Annotated in this window: 7 protein-coding genes; 4 read left to right on the forward strand and 3 right to left on the reverse strand. The window is 59.8% G+C overall.

Annotated elements, in window-relative coordinates; all coding sequences use genetic code 11:
• The first annotated feature begins 4 nt into the window (after positions 1-4).
• On the forward strand, positions 5-2596 hold the full coding sequence (gene acnB / locus PAN08_RS12290) for a bifunctional aconitate hydratase 2/2-methylisocitrate dehydratase (protein ID WP_269791768.1): 2592 nt from the start codon (positions 5-7) through the stop codon (positions 2594-2596).
• 276 nt (positions 2597-2872) lie between these two features.
• Here the strand turns inward: acnB and PAN08_RS12295 are convergent, their stop codons facing one another.
• Both PAN08_RS12295 and PAN08_RS12300 read right to left on the reverse strand, forming a co-directional pair.
• Positions 2873-4114 (reverse strand): HlyD family type I secretion periplasmic adaptor subunit, encoded by a 1242-nt coding sequence (locus PAN08_RS12295; RefSeq protein WP_269791769.1) that lies wholly within the window; start codon positions 4112-4114, stop codon positions 2873-2875.
• A complete protein-coding gene (locus PAN08_RS12300) occupies positions 4114-6462 on the reverse strand; it encodes a type I secretion system permease/ATPase (protein WP_269791770.1) in 2349 nt (782 codons plus the stop codon). Before PAN08_RS12300 ends, PAN08_RS12295 begins: the two co-directional genes overlap by 1 nt.
• Positions 6463-7037: 575 nt before the next feature.
• Between PAN08_RS12300 and PAN08_RS12305 the strand changes: the two genes are divergently transcribed.
• Positions 7038-8762, forward strand: coding sequence for a TolC family protein (locus PAN08_RS12305; RefSeq protein ID WP_269791920.1), 1725 nt, complete (start codon positions 7038-7040; stop codon positions 8760-8762).
• Between the two features lie 62 nt (positions 8763-8824).
• Here PAN08_RS12305 and PAN08_RS12310 read toward each other — a convergent pair whose 3' ends face one another.
• Positions 8825-8995 carry a hypothetical protein gene (locus PAN08_RS12310; RefSeq protein ID WP_269791771.1) on the reverse strand — a complete coding sequence of 57 codons (171 nt, stop codon included), beginning with the start codon at positions 8993-8995 and terminating at the stop codon, positions 8825-8827.
• Positions 8996-9477: 482 nt separating this feature from the next.
• On the opposite strand from PAN08_RS12310, the gene PAN08_RS12315 reads away from it, so the two are divergent.
• Both PAN08_RS12315 and PAN08_RS12320 read left to right on the forward strand, forming a co-directional pair.
• On the forward strand, positions 9478-14652 hold the full coding sequence (locus tag PAN08_RS12315) for an Ig-like domain-containing protein (RefSeq protein WP_269791772.1): 5175 nt from the start codon (positions 9478-9480) through the stop codon (positions 14650-14652).
• Between the two features lie 379 nt (positions 14653-15031).
• Entirely contained in the window at positions 15032-20101 is a 5070-nt protein-coding gene (locus PAN08_RS12320) for an Ig-like domain-containing protein (protein WP_269791773.1), read from the forward strand.
• Positions 20102-20650 lie beyond the last annotated feature (549 nt).

A 20650-nucleotide genomic window follows, 5' to 3' on the forward strand; every position in this document is an offset into this window, starting at 1 on the left:
TGTCATGTTGGAAGCCTACCGCCACCACGTAGCCGAGCGCGCCGCGCTTGGCATCCCGCCGTTGCCGCTGACCGCACAGCAGACGGCCGACGTCATCGAGCTGCTGAAGAACCCGCCCGCAGGCGAGGCCGAGTTCCTGCTCGACCTGATCACCCACCGCGTGCCGGCTGGCGTGGACGACGCTGCCAAGGTCAAGGCCTCGTACCTGGCCGCCATTGCCTTCGGCAGCGAAAAGAGCACGCTGATCAGCCGTGCGCGCGCCACCGAACTGCTGGGCACCATGCTCGGCGGTTACAACGTTGCGCCCCTGATCCAGCTGCTGGACGACGCTGAAGTGGGTGCCATCGCCGCGAGCGGCTTGAAGCACACGCTGCTGGTGTTTGATGCGTTCCACGATGTGCAGGAAAAGGCCAAGGCGGGCAATGCCCACGCCCAGGGCGTACTGCAGAGCTGGGCCGATGCCGAATGGTTCACCAGCAAGCCGGAAGTGCCGCAGAGCCTGACCATCACCGTGTTCAAGGTGCCGGGCGAAACCAACACCGATGACCTGTCGCCGGCACCGGACGCTACCACCCGTCCTGACATCCCGCTGCACGCGTTGGCGATGCTGAAGAACAAGCGTCCCGACGCGCCGTTCGTGCCGGAAGAAGATGGCAAGCGTGGCCCGATCCAGGAAATCCTGTCGCTGAAGGACAAGGGCCACCTGGTCGCCTATGTGGGTGACGTGGTCGGTACCGGCTCCAGCCGCAAGTCCGCCACCAACTCGGTGCTGTGGTTCACCGGCGAAGACATCCCCTTCATCCCGAACAAGCGCTTCGGCGGCGTGTGCCTGGGTTCGAAGATCGCCCCGATCTTCTACAACACCATGGAAGACGCTGGCGCACTGCCGATCGAGCTGGACGTGTCGCACATGGAGCACGGCGATGTCGTCGAGCTGCGTCCGTACGACGGCAAGGCGTTGAAGAACGGTGAAGTGATTGCCGAATTCCAGGTCAAGAGCGACGTGCTGTTCGACGAAGTGCGCGCCGGTGGCCGCATTCCGCTGATTATCGGCCGCGGCCTGACCACCAAGGCGCGCGAAGCGCTGGGCCTGCCGGTGACCGAGCTGTTCCGTCTGCCGGTGCAGCCGGCCGATACCGGCAAGGGCTACTCGCTGGCACAGAAGATGGTTGGCCGCGCCTGTGGCCTGTCGGAAGGCAAGGGCATGCGCCCGGGCACCTACTGCGAACCGAAGATGACCTCGGTGGGCTCGCAGGACACCACCGGTCCGATGACCCGTGACGAGCTGAAGGATCTGGCTTGCCTGGGCTTCTCGGCCGATTTGGTGATGCAGTCGTTCTGCCACACCGCCGCTTACCCGAAGCCGGTGGACGTGAAGACCCACCATACGCTGCCGGAATTCATCTCGACCCGTGGCGGCGTTTCGCTGCGTCCGGGCGACGGCGTGATCCACAGCTGGCTCAACCGCATGCTGCTGCCGGACACCGTCGGTACCGGTGGTGACTCGCACACCCGTTTCCCGGTGGGCATTTCGTTCCCGGCCGGTTCGGGTCTGGTTGCCTTCGCCGCAGCCACCGGCGTGATGCCGTTGGACATGCCGGAATCGGTGCTGGTGCGCTTCAAGGGCAAGATGCAGCCGGGCGTGACCCTGCGTGATCTGGTCAATGCGATCCCGCTGTACGCGATCAAGTCCGGTCTGCTGACTGTTGCCAAGGCGGGCAAGAAGAACATCTTCTCCGGTCGCATTCTGGAAATCGAAGGTTTGCCGGACCTGAAGGTCGAGCAGGCGTTCGAGCTGTCCGATGCCTCGGCAGAACGTTCGGCCGCCGGTTGTTCGGTGCACCTGAACAAGGAGCCGATCATCGAGTACCTCACCAGCAACATCACGCTGCTGAAGTGGATGATTGCCGAAGGTTATGCCGACGCTCGTTCGCTGGCGCGCCGCATCGAGAAGATGGAAGCATGGCTGGCTGATCCGCAGCTGCTGGAGCCGGATGCCGACGCCGAATACGCCGCCGTCATCGACATCGACCTGGCCGACATTCATGAGCCGATCGTGGCCTGCCCGAACGACCCGGACGACGTGAAGACGCTGTCCGAAGTTGCCGGTGCCAAGATCGACGAAGTGTTCATCGGTTCGTGCATGACCAACATCGGTCACTTCCGCGCCGCTGCCAAGCTGCTGGAAGGCAAGCGCGATATCCCGACCCGTCTGTGGGTGGCCCCGCCGACCAAAATGGATGCATCCGAGCTGACCAAGGAAGGCGTCTACGGCACCTTCGGCGCCGCTGGCGCGCGCATGGAAATGCCGGGTTGCTCGCTGTGCATGGGCAACCAGGCACAGATCCGTGAAGGCTCCACCGCTATGTCGACTTCGACGCGCAACTTCCCGAACCGACTGGGCCGCAATACCAACGTGTACCTGGGTTCGGCTGAGTTGGCCGCGATCTGCTCGCGTCTGGGCCGCATCCCGACCAAGGAAGAGTACATGGCCGACATCGGCGTGCTCGATGCCAGCGGCAAGGAAATCTACCGCTACATGAACTTCGACCAGATTGCCGATTACAAGGACGTGGCCGATACGGTCAATGCCTGAGTCTGATCAGCGGTAAGTGTTGAACGAAAAACCCCCGGCGAAAGCCGGGGGTTTTTTGTTGTGGTGATTGGGAAGAAGAGGCCGCGGGACGCGATGCGCGCGCTGTAGAGAAGAGCCCTGTTCCGCCTCTGACATTGCGCGGGGACGCTCTGCCTGGCATCGGTCGGCACTACTGCTCTCTTTCTTTGACAGCGCAATCGGAGGGTCGAAAGAAGTGAGCCTTGGGTAGTATTGCGGGTCGCACCGTATCTGAAAGAAACGACGCCACCGAGAAGATCACCGCTCGCGGAACGCCTCCCGGCTCTTGAGGATCGGCTTGAGCAGGTACTCAAGCACGGTTTTTTCGCCGGTGCGGATTTCCACCGAGGCGACCATGCCCGGAATGATCGGCAACTCCTTGCCGCCGGCCTGCAGGGCGCTCTTTTCGGTCAGTACCAGCACGCGGTAGTAGGTGTCATCCGCACGGCCTGCGGCGGCCTTCTGGTCATCTTTCAAGGTGTCCGGACTGATGTGCTCGACCTTGCCGGTCAAACCGCCATAGATGGCGTAGTCATAGGCGGTGATTTTGACGGTGGCCGGCAGGCCGGGGCGCAGGAAGGCAACGTCCTTTGGTCGGATTTTGCCTTCGACCAGCAGCTGGTCCTCCAGCGGCACGATTTCGAGGATGTGCTCGCCGGGCTGGATCACGCCACCGATGGTGTTGACGCGGACATTCTTCACCGTGCCATGTACCGGCGCAGCGATGGTGGTGCGTTCGACCACGTCGGCGCGACCCACCAGATTCTCGTTGGTCTGCGACAACTCCATTTCCAGCTTCACGATTTCAGAGTTGGCATCGGCGCGGTAGCGGTTCTGGCGTTCCACGATCTGCGACTTGATGTCGTTGGCCTGGCGGCGCATGCGCAGCAGTTCAACATCCGATAGCAGGCCCTTGGCTGCCAGTGGTTCGGCCAGGTTGATCTCGCGCATGGAGAGCGAGTAGCTGCGCTCCAGTGAAGCCACACTCTCGGTCAGGGCACGGCGTCGCGCGTTGAAGGCGCGGGTTTCATTGGCGACCTCGTCCGGCGCGGCACGCACCTGCTCGTCGAATACCAGCGGTTGATCGTAGGCCTCGGCCCGCAAACGGGAGAGGGTGGCCTTCAATGAGATGACCTTGCTCAATGCTTCGCGATAGCTGGCATTGGCGCGGGTCGGATCGATCTTCAGCAACACCTGGCCCGCATTGACGATATCGCCTTCACGTACGTTCATTTCAGCCAAGATGCCACCTTCCAGACTCTGGATGACCTGCTCGCGGCTCTTGGAAATGATCTTGGCTTCGCCCTGTGTGATCTCCTCGACCCGAGCAAGAGACGCCCAGATCAAGCCGGCGCCCATGACCGCGACCACCATGTAGAGCACCAGACGCGAGCCCGGCGTTGTCTGCGCCAGCAGTGATTCCTGCACGTCATTCATGAAGGCAGCATCGTTGGCGCCGATGTTGCCGGCGTCCTTGTTTCGCTTGAACCATCCCAACATCACGGTGACTCCCCGGCGGCAATAGTGGTGGCGCGTTGCACGCGTATGCTCGGCGGCTGTGGTGTGCGTTCGCTTGACGACACTGTCAGTGTGCTGCCGGAGGTTTTGCGGGGAGCAGCGGCAGTGTTGCCGTGAGTAGTTTTCGGCGCCCCTTCTGTATCGCCCAGGGTTTTGGCCAATGCGGCCATCACGTTTTCCTTGGGGCCGTCGGCGATGATTTTGCCGCCGTCTACGACGATGACGCGGTCGACCAGGCTGAGCACGGAGGGGCGATGGGTGACCACGACCAGTGTCTGGCCTTCCATCGCACGTTTGAGATGGTCTAGAAACAGGGCTTCGGTCTGCGAATCCATGGCGCTGGTGGGTTCGTCCATCAGCAACAGCTTGGGCCGGGTCAACAACGTGCGCGCCAGCGATATCAGCTGACGCTGGCCGCCGGAAACGCCTTCACCCATTTCGCCGATAGGCAGATTGATGCCGCGCGGATGGGCGCCGGCAATGTGGTCAAGGCCAGTCAGACGCAGCACGCGCAGAAATTCTTCCGCCGTTGCCTCGGGCTTGCCGATCATCACATTCTCGCGCAGCGAGCCGTAGAACAGGCGGGCGTCCTGCGAGACGAAACCCACGGTCTTGCGCCAATCGGCCGGGTCAATCTGGTTGACGTCCAAGCCATCGCTGAACAACTGTCCTTCGACTGGTGCATACAACCGAGACATCACGCGAAGCAGTGTGGATTTGCCACTGCCGATCCGGCCAAGGATGGCAACGCGCTCACCCGGCTTGATCACCATGTTGATGTTGGTCAGGACCGGCGGGTTGGGCTGCATCGGCGGTGCCGGATAGCTGAAACCAACAGCCTTCAAGGTCAGTTGGCCGCTCAGCGCAGGGTTTGGCAGGTAATCGCATTCGGTGTCGCGGTCCACCGGCAGTTCCATCAGCTTGTTCAATGAAGTCAGTGCGGCCTTGGCTTGCTGAAAGCGCACTGCAAGGCCAATGACCTGGCCCAGCGGCGCGGTGGCGCGGCCGGCCAGCATCACCGTACCGATCAGTGCGCCCATGGTGAGGTCGCCAGCGGTGATCAGGTACACGCCGGTGATCACCAAAGCCACGGTCTGCAGCTGTTGCAACAGGGTCACCATGCCGGTGGCTGCGCTGGATAGCTTGCGTGACTTCATTGACGTTGCAGACTGCAGGGCGCTGAAGTGTTCCCAGCGACGCTGCATGTAGGCATAGCCGCCGGTGGACTTCAGCGTCTCCAGACCTTCGATCGATTCCACCAACACGCCTTGCTTGAGCGAGGATTCGCGAAGGTTCTCCTGCATCACCCGTGCAAGTGGCCATTGGATGCAGACCGAAATGATCAGGATCAGCGGCAGTATCAACAACGGCACCCAGCCCAACGGCCCGCCGATGAAGAAAATAACGCCGACAAACAACAACACGAAGGGAAGGTCGGAAATAGCGGCCAGCGTTGCCGATGACGCAAAGTCGCGCACTGACTCGAATTCACGCAGCTGATTGGCGAAGCTGCCGGATGAGGCCGGCTTATGCTCCATTCGCACCGACAGCGCTTGGCGGAACAGCATCGCGCCGAGTACCAGATCTGCCTTCTTGCCTGCGACGTCAAGCAAGTGTGCGCGCACGAAGCGGATACTGGCTTCAAATATCATCGCAACGATCACGCCGATACCCAGCGACCACAGCGTGATGAACGCCTGATTGGGGACGACACGGTCGTACACATTCATGGTGAAGAAGATGCTCGCCAGAGCGAGTACGTTGGCGACCACGGAGGCAATGGCGGCGCTTCGGTAGTAACGACGATAGCGCCACAGCGTACTGAGCAACCAGTGGCCGCTGGGGGCCGGGAGCATCTCACCTGCACGGTTGTCAGTCTTGGCGCGGGGCTTCACCAGAATGGCGAAGCCGGCATACATCGCATCCATCTCTTCCTGCGACAGCTCCACCGCTTCGTTGGAAACTTCCGGGAGAATTACGGAATAGCGAAGATGACGTTTGTTCTCGGCGTCGCGCACCTCATGGCGGGACAGCAAAACGCAGCCGCCGCGTTCGATGCGCAGCAGGATCATCGGCATGACCTGCGCAGGAAGGTTGCGGACGTTGCGCTTGACAAGCCCGCTGATCAAATCTGCGTTGCTCAGTGCAGCGAGTGCCAGCGACGGTGAAAGAATGCCCGCATGCGGTAATCCGGCAAGCAGTGCATCCGTGCTGCGATGCATGTCGTAGTGATTGCATATCCACGAGACACTCTGCAACAGGGTGTCATCGATCCTGGTGCTTTCATTGACCAGTGTGGCAGCTTCGTTAGGCGTGACGGCGGTAGTCATGTCTGGTTCCTGTATTAGCCGCCTTCACATGCGCGGTTTTGGATGGCGTAAAGGGAATGCCCGGCAGCACATCACGGATGAAGGTGCGAATCTTGGTTCAGAAACCCTTATCAGGGAATCGGATTTGTCCCAAATTTGCACATGGAGAAATAGGCCTGGTTTCTCTGTTCCTGATAAGCCTGAAACGTCAAAGGGCACGGGAATGCGGCTGCTTAACGTCAGATCAGGGGATGTGTGTTTTGTCGGAGTTTTCGGACAGGTCTCATGTACTTTGAATGGTGGCGCTCTTAGCCTTCGCCTTCGTTGGTGAGGAAGGTATTTGCCATGCATTACAGGGCGTGACAAAGCCTCGTTTCTTTTCTGGTGTGGTGATGATTGCGAGCGGCTCTACGGCGCCCCGCTGGGCAGTGCGGTTCTGATGCCGCAGAAACTGCGCAGCATTGACGTGCGCGGGGCCCGGAGGGCTGTCGATCCACTTCGTGATTGTGTCGTTGGTTCGTTGTTGCTTGTGTGGCAGTCGCTACACAGCAATCTGAAATTCTCGCTCCGCCAATGGCGGGCATTCAGAGGTGAATATGCGTAAGTCACAGTCGAACAGTCGACATCACGAAATCGTTTCCGTCAGGAAACTCAACTTTTCGATGTCTGCGCTTGCACTCGCGTGTCTGGGCTTGTTCTGCTCAGAGGCGTACGCCGATGACGAGCTGCTGCAGTTTGAGCGTATATCGCCCGAGAAAACGCGGACGGTGGTTGCGCCGCGCAAAAGTGCCGATGGTGACGTTGAGAAGATAGCGGCGCAGCTGATCGAGGCGCAGCGCGCTTCATCAGCGCAGCTTATTCAATCTGTGCGTCAGAGCCTTGCGCCGTTGCCCATGGCGAAGCAGGACGTACCTGCGCTGCAGTTCGAAAAGGTGGATGACTTGGCGGGTCCCCTGCAGGCCAAGCGATACGTTCCCGAACTGGGGACGACCCGATTGGATACGGCCGTTGCACCGATTGTTGTACCTGGATTGATTGAAAGTACGCCATTGGACCGCACGCTACCTGCGTCGGTGCTCACGCCGTCGGGGCAGTCGATGCCGAGTGAGCGACAACTACGAGAGATATTCCTTCGTGTGGTGGAGGCTGCGGCGGGGCGAAGCCCCACCGTTGCGCGAGCCTTGGCAGAGCGTTCTGCTTCTGAAGCCGATGTGTCGGCAGCCAAAGGCCAGCGGTATCCGCAGGTCGACATCGGTGCCCGTAGTCATTCCGTGGAGTTCGGATCCGGCGGCAGTCGTAGCGCCAGTGATCCGTCGTTGAGCCTGGATATCACCACGCCGATATTTGACTGGGGGCGAATCAGCAAGACGATTCAGAGCCGCTCTGAGCTGGCAAACGCTGCGGACTGGGCATTCGAAGCGGAGCTTGAGTCCTCTGCGTTCGATGTCACCTCCAATATGGTGGAACTGGGTAAGCAGCGCATCATCGTTGATATCAGCCAGCAGTACGTAAACCGCATGAGTGATCTGGTGAAAATGCTGGAAGGCATCGTTGCGGTGGATGGCGGGCGCGTGAGCGAACTAACGCAAGCGCGAGCCCGTTTATTGCAGGCCGAAGCGTCACGCAGTACTGCGGATACGCGGGCCCGTGATATTGAGATCAGCCTGCGCCGGATGGTGGGTGATCGCCCGCTTCCTACGCTGCCGACGTCGACGTACTGGGACATTCGCCTTCCGGAGCTGCAATGGCTGCTGGCTGAGGCCGTCAGTCATCCCGTTATTCGGCAGGCGCAGGCGCAGGCGTCGTCGGCTGATCTGCAGGCTGACGTCGTGCGGTCCTCGGCATTGCCGCAAGTCAACTGGGTGGTGGGGAAAGTGACGGGGCAGGATTCCTCCGGACGCGAACCGGCATGGCAAACCGGGCTTAGTCTCTCCTGGGGAGCTTTCAGGGGCGGTTCGGCGCGCGCGTCGGAACGTGCAGCAAGGCAGCGCGCTGAAGCCGGTTGGAAGGTCGCCGAACAGCAGGCGCTGGATCTCGAGTACCGCATTCGCGCCGCCAACGAAGATGCGCGAGCGCTGGTAGATCGTGCCGAGCTTTACCGTGCGCTTACCGTTGAAACGAACAAGGTGCGCGAAGCGTTCTATGAGCAGTGGTACCACCTTGGGCGTCGTACTTTGTTGGATGTCCTCAGCTCCGAGAGCGAGCACTACAACAACCAGGTGGGCGAAGTGTCCAGCCGCTTTGATGGCTACCAGGCGGTCATGCGGCAATACGCGAGTGCCGGCACGCTTGTCCGCTGGCTTTCAGTTGGAAAATCCTGACGGTTGTTGAATGCGTGGAAGGATGCTCAATGCATGCAGGTTTCGGGCGCTTTGCAGGTACATCAATCAGTATTGATGGCTTCATTGCGCGCCTCCTTTTGAGGCACGTCCTGTGCTGTCGGAATACTTGGGATCTGATGCTGCTCTGGCAGGAATCGAGTGTCCACTGTGTTCCAGTGCGAGCAGTGGAGTTGTGCTGCTTTGAAGGTAATTGATGCGATTTTTTCGGCCATATGGGATGGCCATTCTCGGTCGCTTGTCAGTGGGATGCAGGCGGGTGTTTCCGTACTGCGGTGATGGCGTCGCCTGCGAGTGCGTCGTGCTGGCGAAGAAGGACGGGTTTCTGTAGCTGACCGTAAATGGAATGTCGGCCAAGACGCGATGTAGCGCAGCACAATGCGGTTCCAAATAGATGGCGCATTGAATGGCGGCATGCATTTTTGATGTAGGCATTCGGCGCGTTGAGATGCCAAGCGAAAGGCGTAAATTGCCTTGCGTCATCGTTTTTGTACGTTTTTTGTCAGGCCAGGGTAAACCTTGGGATTTGTCTTATTCATAACTCGGTATTTTTCAGACATTCCCTGTGTACGGCGGATGCTCCGGTTGGGAATACTCCCTGCCTAACGATGGGGTGGCTGTGCGCAGTCATATCCCAGTCTTCAAGGTTCCGGGTGAATTCCGGAAATTCGAATTTGATCAGACGGGTGTTCTAGAAATGACTGTAATCGTGTCCGTAGTCGCCGATAAATCCATCGCAAGCAGTAAGGAACTGGACGGAGCCAAGGCGGGTAAGCCGGTCCGGATCAAGGCCATCAAGAATGGCAAGTATCTGCTTGCTGAGAACGAGAGCGGTATTGCTCCGGAGAACATCACCGTCAAGCGTGTAGGTAAGAACCTGCATGTTGCGCTTGAAGGGCGCGACCCGGATCAACCCGAGCTGATCATCGAAGATTTCTTCAGCTACGAGGGGCAGCTCGTTGGCCTTGCCGAGGATGGCGCATACCACGAGTACATTGCCGTCGACGGAAATGGCGACAGCGATGTTGCGTTCTTGTTGGAAGGTGTTTCCTCGCCGCTGGCCTTGGGCAGCGGCGAGCTGTTGGGGTTCGGCGACGGCTTGGTCAATGCAGGTGCCGGCATTCTGCCGTGGATGCTTGCTGGCTTGGGCCTGGCTGGCGCAGGTGTGGCGATTGACCGTCACAACAATGACGACAAGAAGCCGGTGGTCAAGAACAATGGCATTGGCCAAGTGGTGGATGACCAAGGCCCGGTGCAGGGAAATATCGAAAAGGGTGGTGTCACCGACGATGACCGCCCAACACTGGGCGGCAAAGGCCAGGTGCCGGGTGACACGGTCACCATTACCGACAACGGCAAGGTGATCGGTGAAGTGGTCGTTGACAAGAACGGTGACTGGAACTTCACCCCGGAGAAGGGGCTGGATGATGGTGAGCATTCGTTTGAAGTGATCATCACTGATTCCAACGGCAATAGTTCGGGCCCTTCTGATGATTTCACCGTGATTGTCGATACCATGCCGCCGTCGAAGCCAGGTGCCAACGATGCGCAGCTGATCGACGATGCCGGTGCGATCGTGGGGCCGATCGTCAGCGGTACCACCACCGATGACAACACGCCTACCTACAAGGGCAAGGCCGAGCCGAATGCCACCGTAGTCAGCTATGACAACGGTCAGGAAATTGGTCGTACGCAGACCAACGGTACCGGCGACTGGACGTTCACTCCGACCACGCCGTTGGTTGATGGCGACCATAGCTTGAACTATCAGGTGATCGACAAGGCGGGCAACGTCGGCGAGAAGTCCGATGCCATTGACTTCATCGTCGATACGATTGCGCCGATAAAGCCGCGTGGCGACGAAGCGGAGCTAATCGACGATGCGGGCGCGATTGTCGGCCCGATTGTCAGCGGCAGCACTACCGATGACAACACACCGACGTACAACGGCAAGGGCGAGCCGAATGCCACCGTGGTCATCTATGACAATGGTCAGGAGATCGGTCGCGCGAAGACAAACGGTGCCGGCGAGTGGACCTTCACTCCGTCCAAGCCATTGGTTGATGGCGCACACAGCCTGAACTATCAGGTGATCGACACGGCGGGCAACGTGGGCGAAAAATCCGATGCCATCGACTTCACCGTTGATACGATTGCGCCGACCAAGCCAAGCACCAATGACGCGCAGCTGATCGACGATGCAGGTGAGGTCGTTGGCCCAATTGTCAGCGGCAGCATCACCGACGACAACACGCCGACGTACAACGGCAAGTCCGAGCCGAATGCCACCGTAGTCATCTATGACAACGGCCAGGAAATCGGGCGCGCGCAGACTAACGGTGCCGGCGAATGGACCTTCACTCCGACCACGCCGTTGGTTGATGGCGACCACAGCCTGAACTATCAGGTGATCGACAAGGCCGGTAACGTTGGCGATAAATCCGATGTCATCGACTTCACCGTCGATACGATTGCGCCGACCAAGCCAAGCACCAATGACGCACAGCTGATTGACGACGCGGGTGCGGTTGTTGGCCCGATTCTCAGCGGCAGCATCACCGACGACAACACGCCGACCTACAAGGGCAAGGCCGAGCCGAACGCCACTGTGGTCATCTATGACGATGGCCAGGAGATCGGTCGCGCGCAGACCAACGGTGCAGGCGAGTGGGCCTTCACTCCGTCCAAGCCGTTGGTTGATGGTGCGCACAACCTGAACTATCAGGTGATCGACAAGGCGGGTAACGTCGGCGAAAAATCCGATGCCATCGACTTCATCATCGATACGATTGCGCCGACCAAGCCGACCATTGATTCGGTGGTAGATGACCAAGGCACGGTTACCGGCGAGTTGCAGAACGGCGATTCGACCGACGACGCCCAGCCGACCCTCAGCGGCAGCGCGGAGCCGGGTAGCACCGTGGTCATCTATGACAACGGCAAGAAGATCGGCCAAGCCGCAGTGGACGAGAACGGCAAGTGGACGTTTGAGCCGAAGCTACCGCTGGCCCTGGGCGGCCATACGCTGACGGTTGAAGCGGTGGACGCTGCTGGCAATACCAGCGTGCCGTCCGATGCGTTTGACCTGACGCTGGGTAACGCCGACAAGCCGAACCCGCCGGCAATCACCGGTGTGATCGACGATGTGGGCTCGGTGATGGGCAACATCCAGAAGAACGGCATTACCGATGACGCCCGTCCGACGATTGAAGGCACCGCGCAGCCGGGCATGACCGTGTCGATTTACATCGATGGCAAGCTGGCCGGTACCGTGCCAGCCGATGCCCAGGGCAACTGGAGCTTTACCCCGTCCAGCGATCTGGCCGATGGCCTGCACAACATCACTGCCACATCCACCAATTCATTGGGCAACGTGAGCCCGGCGACCGGTGACTATCCGATCGTGGTGGACACCGTGGCACCGAGCAAGCCGGGCAGCGGCGATGCGCAATTGTGGGATGACGAGGGTCAGATCACCGGTGAGATCGTCAATGGTGGTCCCGCTACCGACGACAGCACGCCGACCTTTAACGGCAAGGGCGAGCCGGAATCGACCGTGGTCATCTATGACAACGGCAAGGAGATCGGCCGGGCGCCGACCGATCAGAATGGTGACTGGAGCTTCACCCCGACCACGCCGCTGGTTGATGGCGACCACAGCCTGAACTATGAAGTGGTGGACAAGGCCGGCAACGTCAGTGAGAAATCCGATCCGATCGACTTCACCGTCAACACGGGTGACGTGGAGATCAAGATTGAGAGTGTCACCGACAACGTTGGCAAGGTGACCGGTGCCATCAGCAACGGTGGCGTGACCGACGATGCAACACCGACGCTGCATGGCAAGGCCACGGCCGGCGGGATCGTGAAGATCTACGAAGGCAGCGTGCTGCTGGGTGAGACCACGGTCAATGCCGAAGGCAAGTGGAGCCTGGAGCTGCCCAACGGCTTGAGCGAAGGCGCCCATGCGTTGACGGCGACCGTGACCACCGCGACCAATGGCGAAAGCACATCCACGCCGCCCTTCAACCTGACCGTGGACCTGAGTGCTCCGAGCAAGCCGAGCATCACCGAGGTCGGTGATGACGTGGGCAGCATCCAGGGTCCGATTGCCAATGGTGCGTCCACCGATGACACCACGCCGACCCTGAAGGGTCAGGCCGAAGCCAACAGCACCGTGCACATCTACGACAACGGCAAGTTGATCGGCAGTGTGCCGGCCGGTGGCAATGGTCTGTGGAGCTTCACCCCGACCACGCCGTTGGCGGGTGGCGAGCACGACTTTACCGTGACCAGCGAAGACAAGGCAGGCAACGTCAGTGTGCCGTCGGATATTCATGGCGTGGTGATTGATACCGTTGCGCCGGCCAAGCCGGTTATCGAAACGGTCTATGACGACCAGGGTGGCCAGACCGGCAACCTGACTTCGGGCGACGAAACCGACGACGCCCAGCCGACTATCAGCGGCAGCGCTGAGCCGAACAGCACCGTGGTCATCTATGACAACGGCAAGAAGATCGGCCAAGCCGCAGTGGACGAGAACGGCAAGTGGACGTTTGAGCCAAGCCTGCCTTTGCTCGATGGAGAGCACGATCTCACTGTAGTGAACGTAGATAGTGCTGGTAACGAGAGCTTGCCGTCTGATGTATTCACGATCATCACAGACACCGTACAACCAGAGAAGCCGGAGATCACTTCGGTTACGGATAACGAAGGTGCACTGCAGGGTCAGATCGTCCAGGGTGAAATTACTGATGATCTGACACCAGCGATATCCGGTAACGCGGAGCCGAATAGCACCGTGATCCTCTGGGATAACGGCGTGAAGATTGGGCAAGCCCCGGTCGATGCAGCCGGCAATTGGACCTTTGTGCCAAGCGATGCGCTGCAGCTTGGCTTGCATTCCATCCACGTCACTTCTGTGGACGGGGTGGGCAATGCGAGCGAGCCCTCGGACGCGTTTGATTTCACAATCAACAGGGAATTGCCTACGGCGCCGTCCATCACCAACGTGGCGGATGACGTCGGCCAGTTCACTGGCTTCGTTCTAAATGGCCGCTATACGGATGATGCCAAGCCAACCATCCACGGCAAGGGCGTTGCGGGTGAGAAGATCGAAATCCTGGTGGACGGCGAGCTGATCGGCAGTACCTATGTCGGTGTGGATGGCCGTTGGAAGTTCACTGCGGAGACTGCGCTGGAAGACGGCATGCGTGTTCTCACTGCGGTTTCGGTCAGTGCGGCAGGTATTCCCAGTGAAATGAGCAACGAATTCAGGATCAACCTGGATACGAAGGCTCCGGATGCTCCGACCATCGAAACGGTGATGGACGATGTTGGCATTTCTCAGGGCGAACTGAAGGATGGTGAGTACACCGATGACCGCCGGCCGACATTCAACGGCAAGGCAGAGGCTGGCGCCACCGTCATCGTTTATGACAATGGTGACGAAGTCGGTGATGCGCGGGTTGATGAGAATGGTAACTGGACCTGGACTCCTGCCGTGAACCTTACCTACGGAGAACATGAGTTCACGTTTGAGCCATTCGATACGGCAGGTAATGTCGGAAACCCGGAGCAGTGGACCCTGATAATCGGCAACGTAACCCGCGGCGCGCCACAAGCTGAGGATAGTGGCGAATTGCTGTCCATCCAGGATTTGTTGGTGGACGGTGACGCGGAGTTGCTTGGCGAAGGCGTGAATGTCCATTCCATGCAGATGGAGCCGGCTTGTCTGGATATGCCCGTTGCTACCGGCAAATGGATGCAGCCGCTTGATTCGCTCAACAGCACCTCAAACAACGGCTTCGTGCCGGTGGCGGCAGTGATGCAGGACAACCTGCATCAGCTCGAAAATCAGTTAATTGGGTAAAGGTTTGCCGGAGAGCCTCAATGAGGCTCTCCGGTGTTTGGCCGATAGTGTCACCCTCGCGGATTAACGTCGCCACTTGTCGCTGAGCAGGTCTTGGCGATTAACGACGTCAATATCAACCTATAGATCTACGCGGGAAATTGAGACGACCGGTTGCCGCTACAGACAAGTCGCAATGGGGCTTGTCCGTAGCAGGCACCAGTTGTGAGGAGCTGCTGCTCTTGCCGCGGTTAGGTTGATGCGAGATCTGAATATCAAGGGGCATGCCTGTGCTGTATCTGCGCGGCGGCATTCTTTTCCGCATTTAATTAGAGAAATAAAAATGAATTTTGATGTGTCGAAAGATAAAAGCGTTTCTTCTGCGCAGGGTCAGCCAGCTATGAGCGGCCGCGCTGGTATCGCAGCCACTGGCATCGATCCCACACTGGTTATCAAGGAAGTGTTGGACGACAAGGGGGGCAAGCAGGGTGCCATCGCCAATGGTGGGGTCACTGATGACAGTCGGCCTGAGATCACGGGAGCGGCTGGCGCCGGTGTTGTGGTTCATGTCTACAACAGCTCGGAGCTGATGGGCCATGTCACGGTGGGTGCAAATGGGGAGTGGTCATTCATTCCGAACATGCCACTGGCAGATGGCCGGCATGAAATCTCCGTCATTTACGAATACCCGAACGGCGACGTCAGCGAGATCTCCGCACCGCACGTGATTATCGTCGACAAGATTGCGCCGGACATGCCGATCATTCTGGGCATGGTGGATGATGAAGGTCGCATCACCGGAACGATTGCCAGTGAAGGTGTAACCGACGACAACCGCCCGGTGGTTGACGGCACCACTGAGCCGAACGCCACGGTCATTGTCTACGACAAGGACAAGGAAATCGGCCGTGCGCAAGCCGACAGTACGGGCAAGTGGTCCTTTACGCCCGAGCCGCCGCTGGCCGACGGTACCCATGTTCTGAAATATGTGTCGGTGGATGAGGCTGGCAACCAGAGCCCGGAATCTGCGTCTTTCGAGTTCGTGGTGGATACGCGGCCGGAGCTGGTCAGTATCGACAATGCCGACGATGACTTCGGCAGTGTCACCGGTACTCTCGTGTCGGGCAGTTCCACCGATGACGCCACGCCGACCCTGCATGGCGCAGCGACCGCTGGCGGGATCGTGACTATCTACGAAGGCTCCGTGCTGTTGGGTCAGACCACCGCGGGTGTGGATGGGCGTTGGACGTTCACGCCACAGAGCCCGTTGAGCGAAGGTGCGCACGCGCTGCAAGCGACGGTAACGCTGCCGGCCAAGGGTGAGAGCGATCGTTCGCCAAGCTTCAATCTGGTCGTCGACCTGAGTGCGCCTGACGCCCCCACCATTAATGAGGTCTATGACAACGTAGGCGTACATCAGGGGCCGTTGGAAAATGGTGCAGTCACCGATGACAGCACGCCAACGCTGAAGGGTAAGGCCGAAGCCGGCAGCACCGTGCAGATCTATGACGAGGGCAACCTGGTGGCCAGCGTCGTGGCCGATGCGGGCGGGAACTGGATCTTTACGCCAGCTACTCCGCTGGCCGAAGGCAAGCACACGTTCACCGTTACCGCTACCGACAAGGTTGGCAACACCAGTGTGCCCTCGGGCGAGTTCGTGCTGACCGCCGACTACACCGCGCCGGACACCAGCAAGCTGGCGATCACTGGTTTGGAAGATGATGTGGGGGGTATCCAGGGCAACATTGCCTCTGGGGGCACTACCGACGACAGCCGCCCGGTGCTCAGTGGTACGGGTACTGCCGGTGATACCGTCATCGTGATGGTGAAAGACGGTCTGGGCCAACACGAGTTGGGCCGAGCTATCGTGGACGAAAATGGTAAGTGGACACTGCAGGTGACCACGCCGCTGATTTCAGGCGCCAACGAGTTCACCGCCATCGAGAGGGACCCGGCGGGCAACACCTCCGCACCTACTGTTCCGTACACCGTTATCGTTGATACCGGTCGCCCGGAAGTGCCGGTCATCGAGAATGTGCAGGACGACGTGGGCGTGGTGCACATGCTGCAGAAGGGCGAAGTCACCAACGACGACACGCCTACCATCATCGGCACTGCGCAGGCAGGCAATCTCGTAAAGATCTATGACGGCGCGACGTTGCTCGGCGAAGTTGAAGTTGGCGCCAACGGCAAGTGGGAATTTACCCCACAGGTGCCCCTGATCGATGGCCCGCACACCATCACTGCAACGGCCACCAACAAGGTTGGTCAGACCAGCGATGCAACAGGTCCCTGGGGCTTTGTGGTCGACGCCACGGCGCCGGGGCAGGTCACCGACCTGGTGGTCACCGACAACGCGGGTGAAAAGCTGGGTTCGCTCGTCGACGGTGACATCACCGACGACAACACGCCTGAGTTCGCCGGCAAGGCCGAGCCGGGTGCAACGGTGAATGTGTATGACGGCGACACCCTGCTGGGCAGCGCCGAGGTCGGGCAGGACGGCAGTTGGACGTTTACCCCAAGCAAGCCGTTGGAAGACGGCAAGCATGACTTCACCACCGAGGTAGTGGATCCGGCGGGGAACAGCAGCGGGAAGGGTCCGGTGCTGAGCGTGACCGTGGACACCACGGATGTGACCGTGGCTATCAGCACGCTGGTGGATGACCAAGGTGCGATCACTGGTGCAATCATGCCCAACGGCGTGACCGACGACATGCGTCCCGAGATTCAGGGCACGGGCAAGGTCGGCAGCACCATCAAGGTGTACGACGGCGCCACGCTGCTCGGCGAGACGGACGTAAAGCCCGACGGCACCTGGAGTTTCATTCCCAAGGTTGACCTGAGCCAGGGCGCGCATGCCATCACTGCCACAGCCACTGACACGACCGGCAACGTGAGCAAGCCGACAGCCTCTTTCATCTTCAGTATCGACACGCTGGCGCCGGATGCGCCGAGCATTGACCTTGCCAAGGATGATGTGGGTGCCAAGCAGGAGGACTTGAGCAGCGGCGCTGTGACGGACGACCCGTCGCCGACGCTGGTGGGCAAGGCCGAAGCCGGTAGCACCGTAAATGTGTACGACAACGGCGCCTTCCTGGGCAAGGCTGATGTCGATGCCCAGGGCAACTGGAGCCTGACGCCGACGACGCCGCTGTCGGAAGGCGAGCACACGTTCACCGCCACCGCCACCGACAAGGCCGGCAATACCGGCGTGCCGTCGGGCGGGTTCGTGCTGACCACCGACTACACCGCACCAGACGCCAGTAAGCTGGCCATCACCGGCGTGGAAGACGATGTGGGCGGCATCACCGGCAACGTGGCCTCGGGCGCTACCACCGATGATGACTGTCCGCTGCTCAGCGGCACCGGCACGGCAGGTGACACCATCTTCGTGATGGTCAAGGACGGGCAGGGCTCACGCGAGCTGGGCCAGGCGACCGTGGACGCAGACGGCAAGTGGACGCTGCAGGTGACCAAGCCTCTGGCGGCTGGTTCCAATGAGTTCACTGCCATCGAAATGGACCCGGCAGGCAACAAGACCGCACCGAGTGCACCGCACACCGTCATCGTGGACACCAGCCGGGCGGAAGTGCCGGTCATCGAAAGCATCAAGGACGACGTGGGCGTGGTGCACCTGTTGCAGAAGGGCGAAGTCACCAATGACGACACCCCGACCATCAGCGGCACCGCTCAGGCGAACAACGTCATCAAGATCTACGACGGTGCGACCCTGTTGGGCGAAGCCTTGGCAGGTGCCGATGGCACGTGGGAGTTCACCCCGGGTACGGCACTGATTGATGGCCCGCACAACATCACCGCCACCGCCACCAATCCGGTCGGCCAGACGAGCGCCGCGACCGATATCTGGGACTTCGTGGTCGACATCACCGCGCCAGGCCAGGTTACTGACCTGGTAGTCAACGACAACGTGGGCGACAAGCAGGCGCCGCTGGTCAACGGTGATATCACCGACGACAACACGCCAGAGTTCACCGGAAAAGCCGAGCCCGGCGCGACGGTGAATGTGTATGACGGTGACACGTTGCTCGGCAGTGCAACGGTGGATGGGAACGGCGACTGGAGCTTCACGCCGAGCACGCCGTTGGAAGATGGCGCGCACACTCTCACCACAGAGGTGGTGGACCCGGCAGGCAACAGCAGTGGCAAGGGCCCGGTGTTGAACGTCACCGTAGACACCTCGCCGGTGACGCTGACGATCGAAGCACTGGTGGATGACCAGGGCGCAATCACCGGTGTCATCGCGCCCAACAGTGTGACCGATGACACCCGTCCTGAGATTCAGGGCTTGGGCAAGGTCGGCAGCGTCATCAAGGTGTACGACGGCAGTACGCTACTGGGCCAGACCAACGTCAAACCTGATGGTACGTGGAGCTTCACTCCTGAGGTTGACCTGAGCCAAGGTGCGCATGCCATCACCGCAACCGCCACCGATAAAACGGGGAACGTGAGCGCACCGACGGCGTCCTTCGAGTTCACTGTGGATACCGTGCCTGCCACCACGCCGTCCATCGGCAACATCTCAGACGACGTTGGCCAGTTCGTTGGTTTCGTTCTGAACGGGCGCTACACGGATGATGCCAATCCGACCATCAGCGGCAAGGGTGTCGCGGGTGAGAAGATCGAAATCCGGGTGGATGGCGAGCTGATCGGCAGTACCCAAGTGGGTGTGGATGGTCGCTGGAAATTTACAGCGGAGACCGCGTTGAGCGATGGCATGCGCGTCATTACTGCGGTTTCTGTCAGTGCGGCGGGTATCCCGAGTGAGGTGAGCAACGAGTTCAAGATCAACCTGGATACGAAGGCGCCGGATGCACCGACCATCGAGACGGTGATCGACGACGTGGGTGTCTCGAAGGGTGAACTGACGGACGGTGAGTACACCGATGACCGTCGGCCGACATTCAACGGCAAGGCGGAGCCTGGCGCCACCGTCATCGTCTATGACAATGGAGACGAAGTGGGTGACGCACGGGTGGATACGAATGGCAATTGGACGTGGACCCCTTCAGTCAACCTGACCTATGGAGAGCACGAGTTCACGTTTGAGCCTTTTGACACGGCAGGCAATATCGGTGGCACGGAACAGTGGACCCTGATCATCGGCAACGTCACCCGCAGTGAGCCGCAGTCTGAGACCGTTGTGCAAACGGCCGATAGTCAGGAAGTGGATGCCGCCATGCTGACGTTGAACTTGTCGCAGGTGCTGAACGATGGTGGCGTGAATCTGTTCTATGAAGGTGACCAAAGCCGCACGCAGATGATGGTCAAGGGTGGTGCCGGCGACAGCATCAATCTGGACGATCTGCTGGACGACGGTTTGACCGATCTGGGCGACTGGGCGGCAGCCGGCAACCAGACTGTCGATGGTGTCTCGTACACCGTGTATCAGCACTCTGGAGCCAACGTCGAGCTGCTGGTGCAGGAACCAGTGACGGTCAATTTGATCTGACGCGTAGAAGCGACGGCTGGCTGGATGTCAGCCGTCGCTGATGGTGTTTTCGTACATTGATCCATGGCGGATTAGCATCGCGTTTAAGTGCCTCGACAGTTTTTCAATGAATCCGCACTGGGTGATATTGGCAGTGTGAATAGCCCAGGATTTCGTAGACACCTCGCGCTGCCTTGTCGATCACAGCCGTTCTACATAATTCTATTCGCCATAAGTTGCGCCAACCTGGAGGCGAGCTTGGCGTTTTCCAATGTCAAAAAGTGCGTTCGCACCCTGTAGTGCATGGTGTTGAATGATGCGGCGCTTCTGTGTGCGTCAATACGTGAGGCATGAATGACCGCCGAGAGGCGGGCAGGGCCGAACCCATCAGGGTAGCTTCATGGGGTGCGTGACTTTCTACGCAGATTGAAGGTGCACATCTGTCAAATCATCGCAGCCGTTATTTTGGCGATGTCATTGCGTGCGCATCTGCGCCGGCACGCTCGGCTGCTGCGTGCATGGGCTCTGTGGCTGTTGCTGGGGAGAGGGCTGTACCGCACGTGGCCCACC

It is taken from the genome of Stenotrophomonas sp. Iso1 (genome assembly GCF_027497995.1).
Taxonomy (GTDB): Bacteria; Pseudomonadota; Gammaproteobacteria; order Xanthomonadales; family Xanthomonadaceae; genus Stenotrophomonas.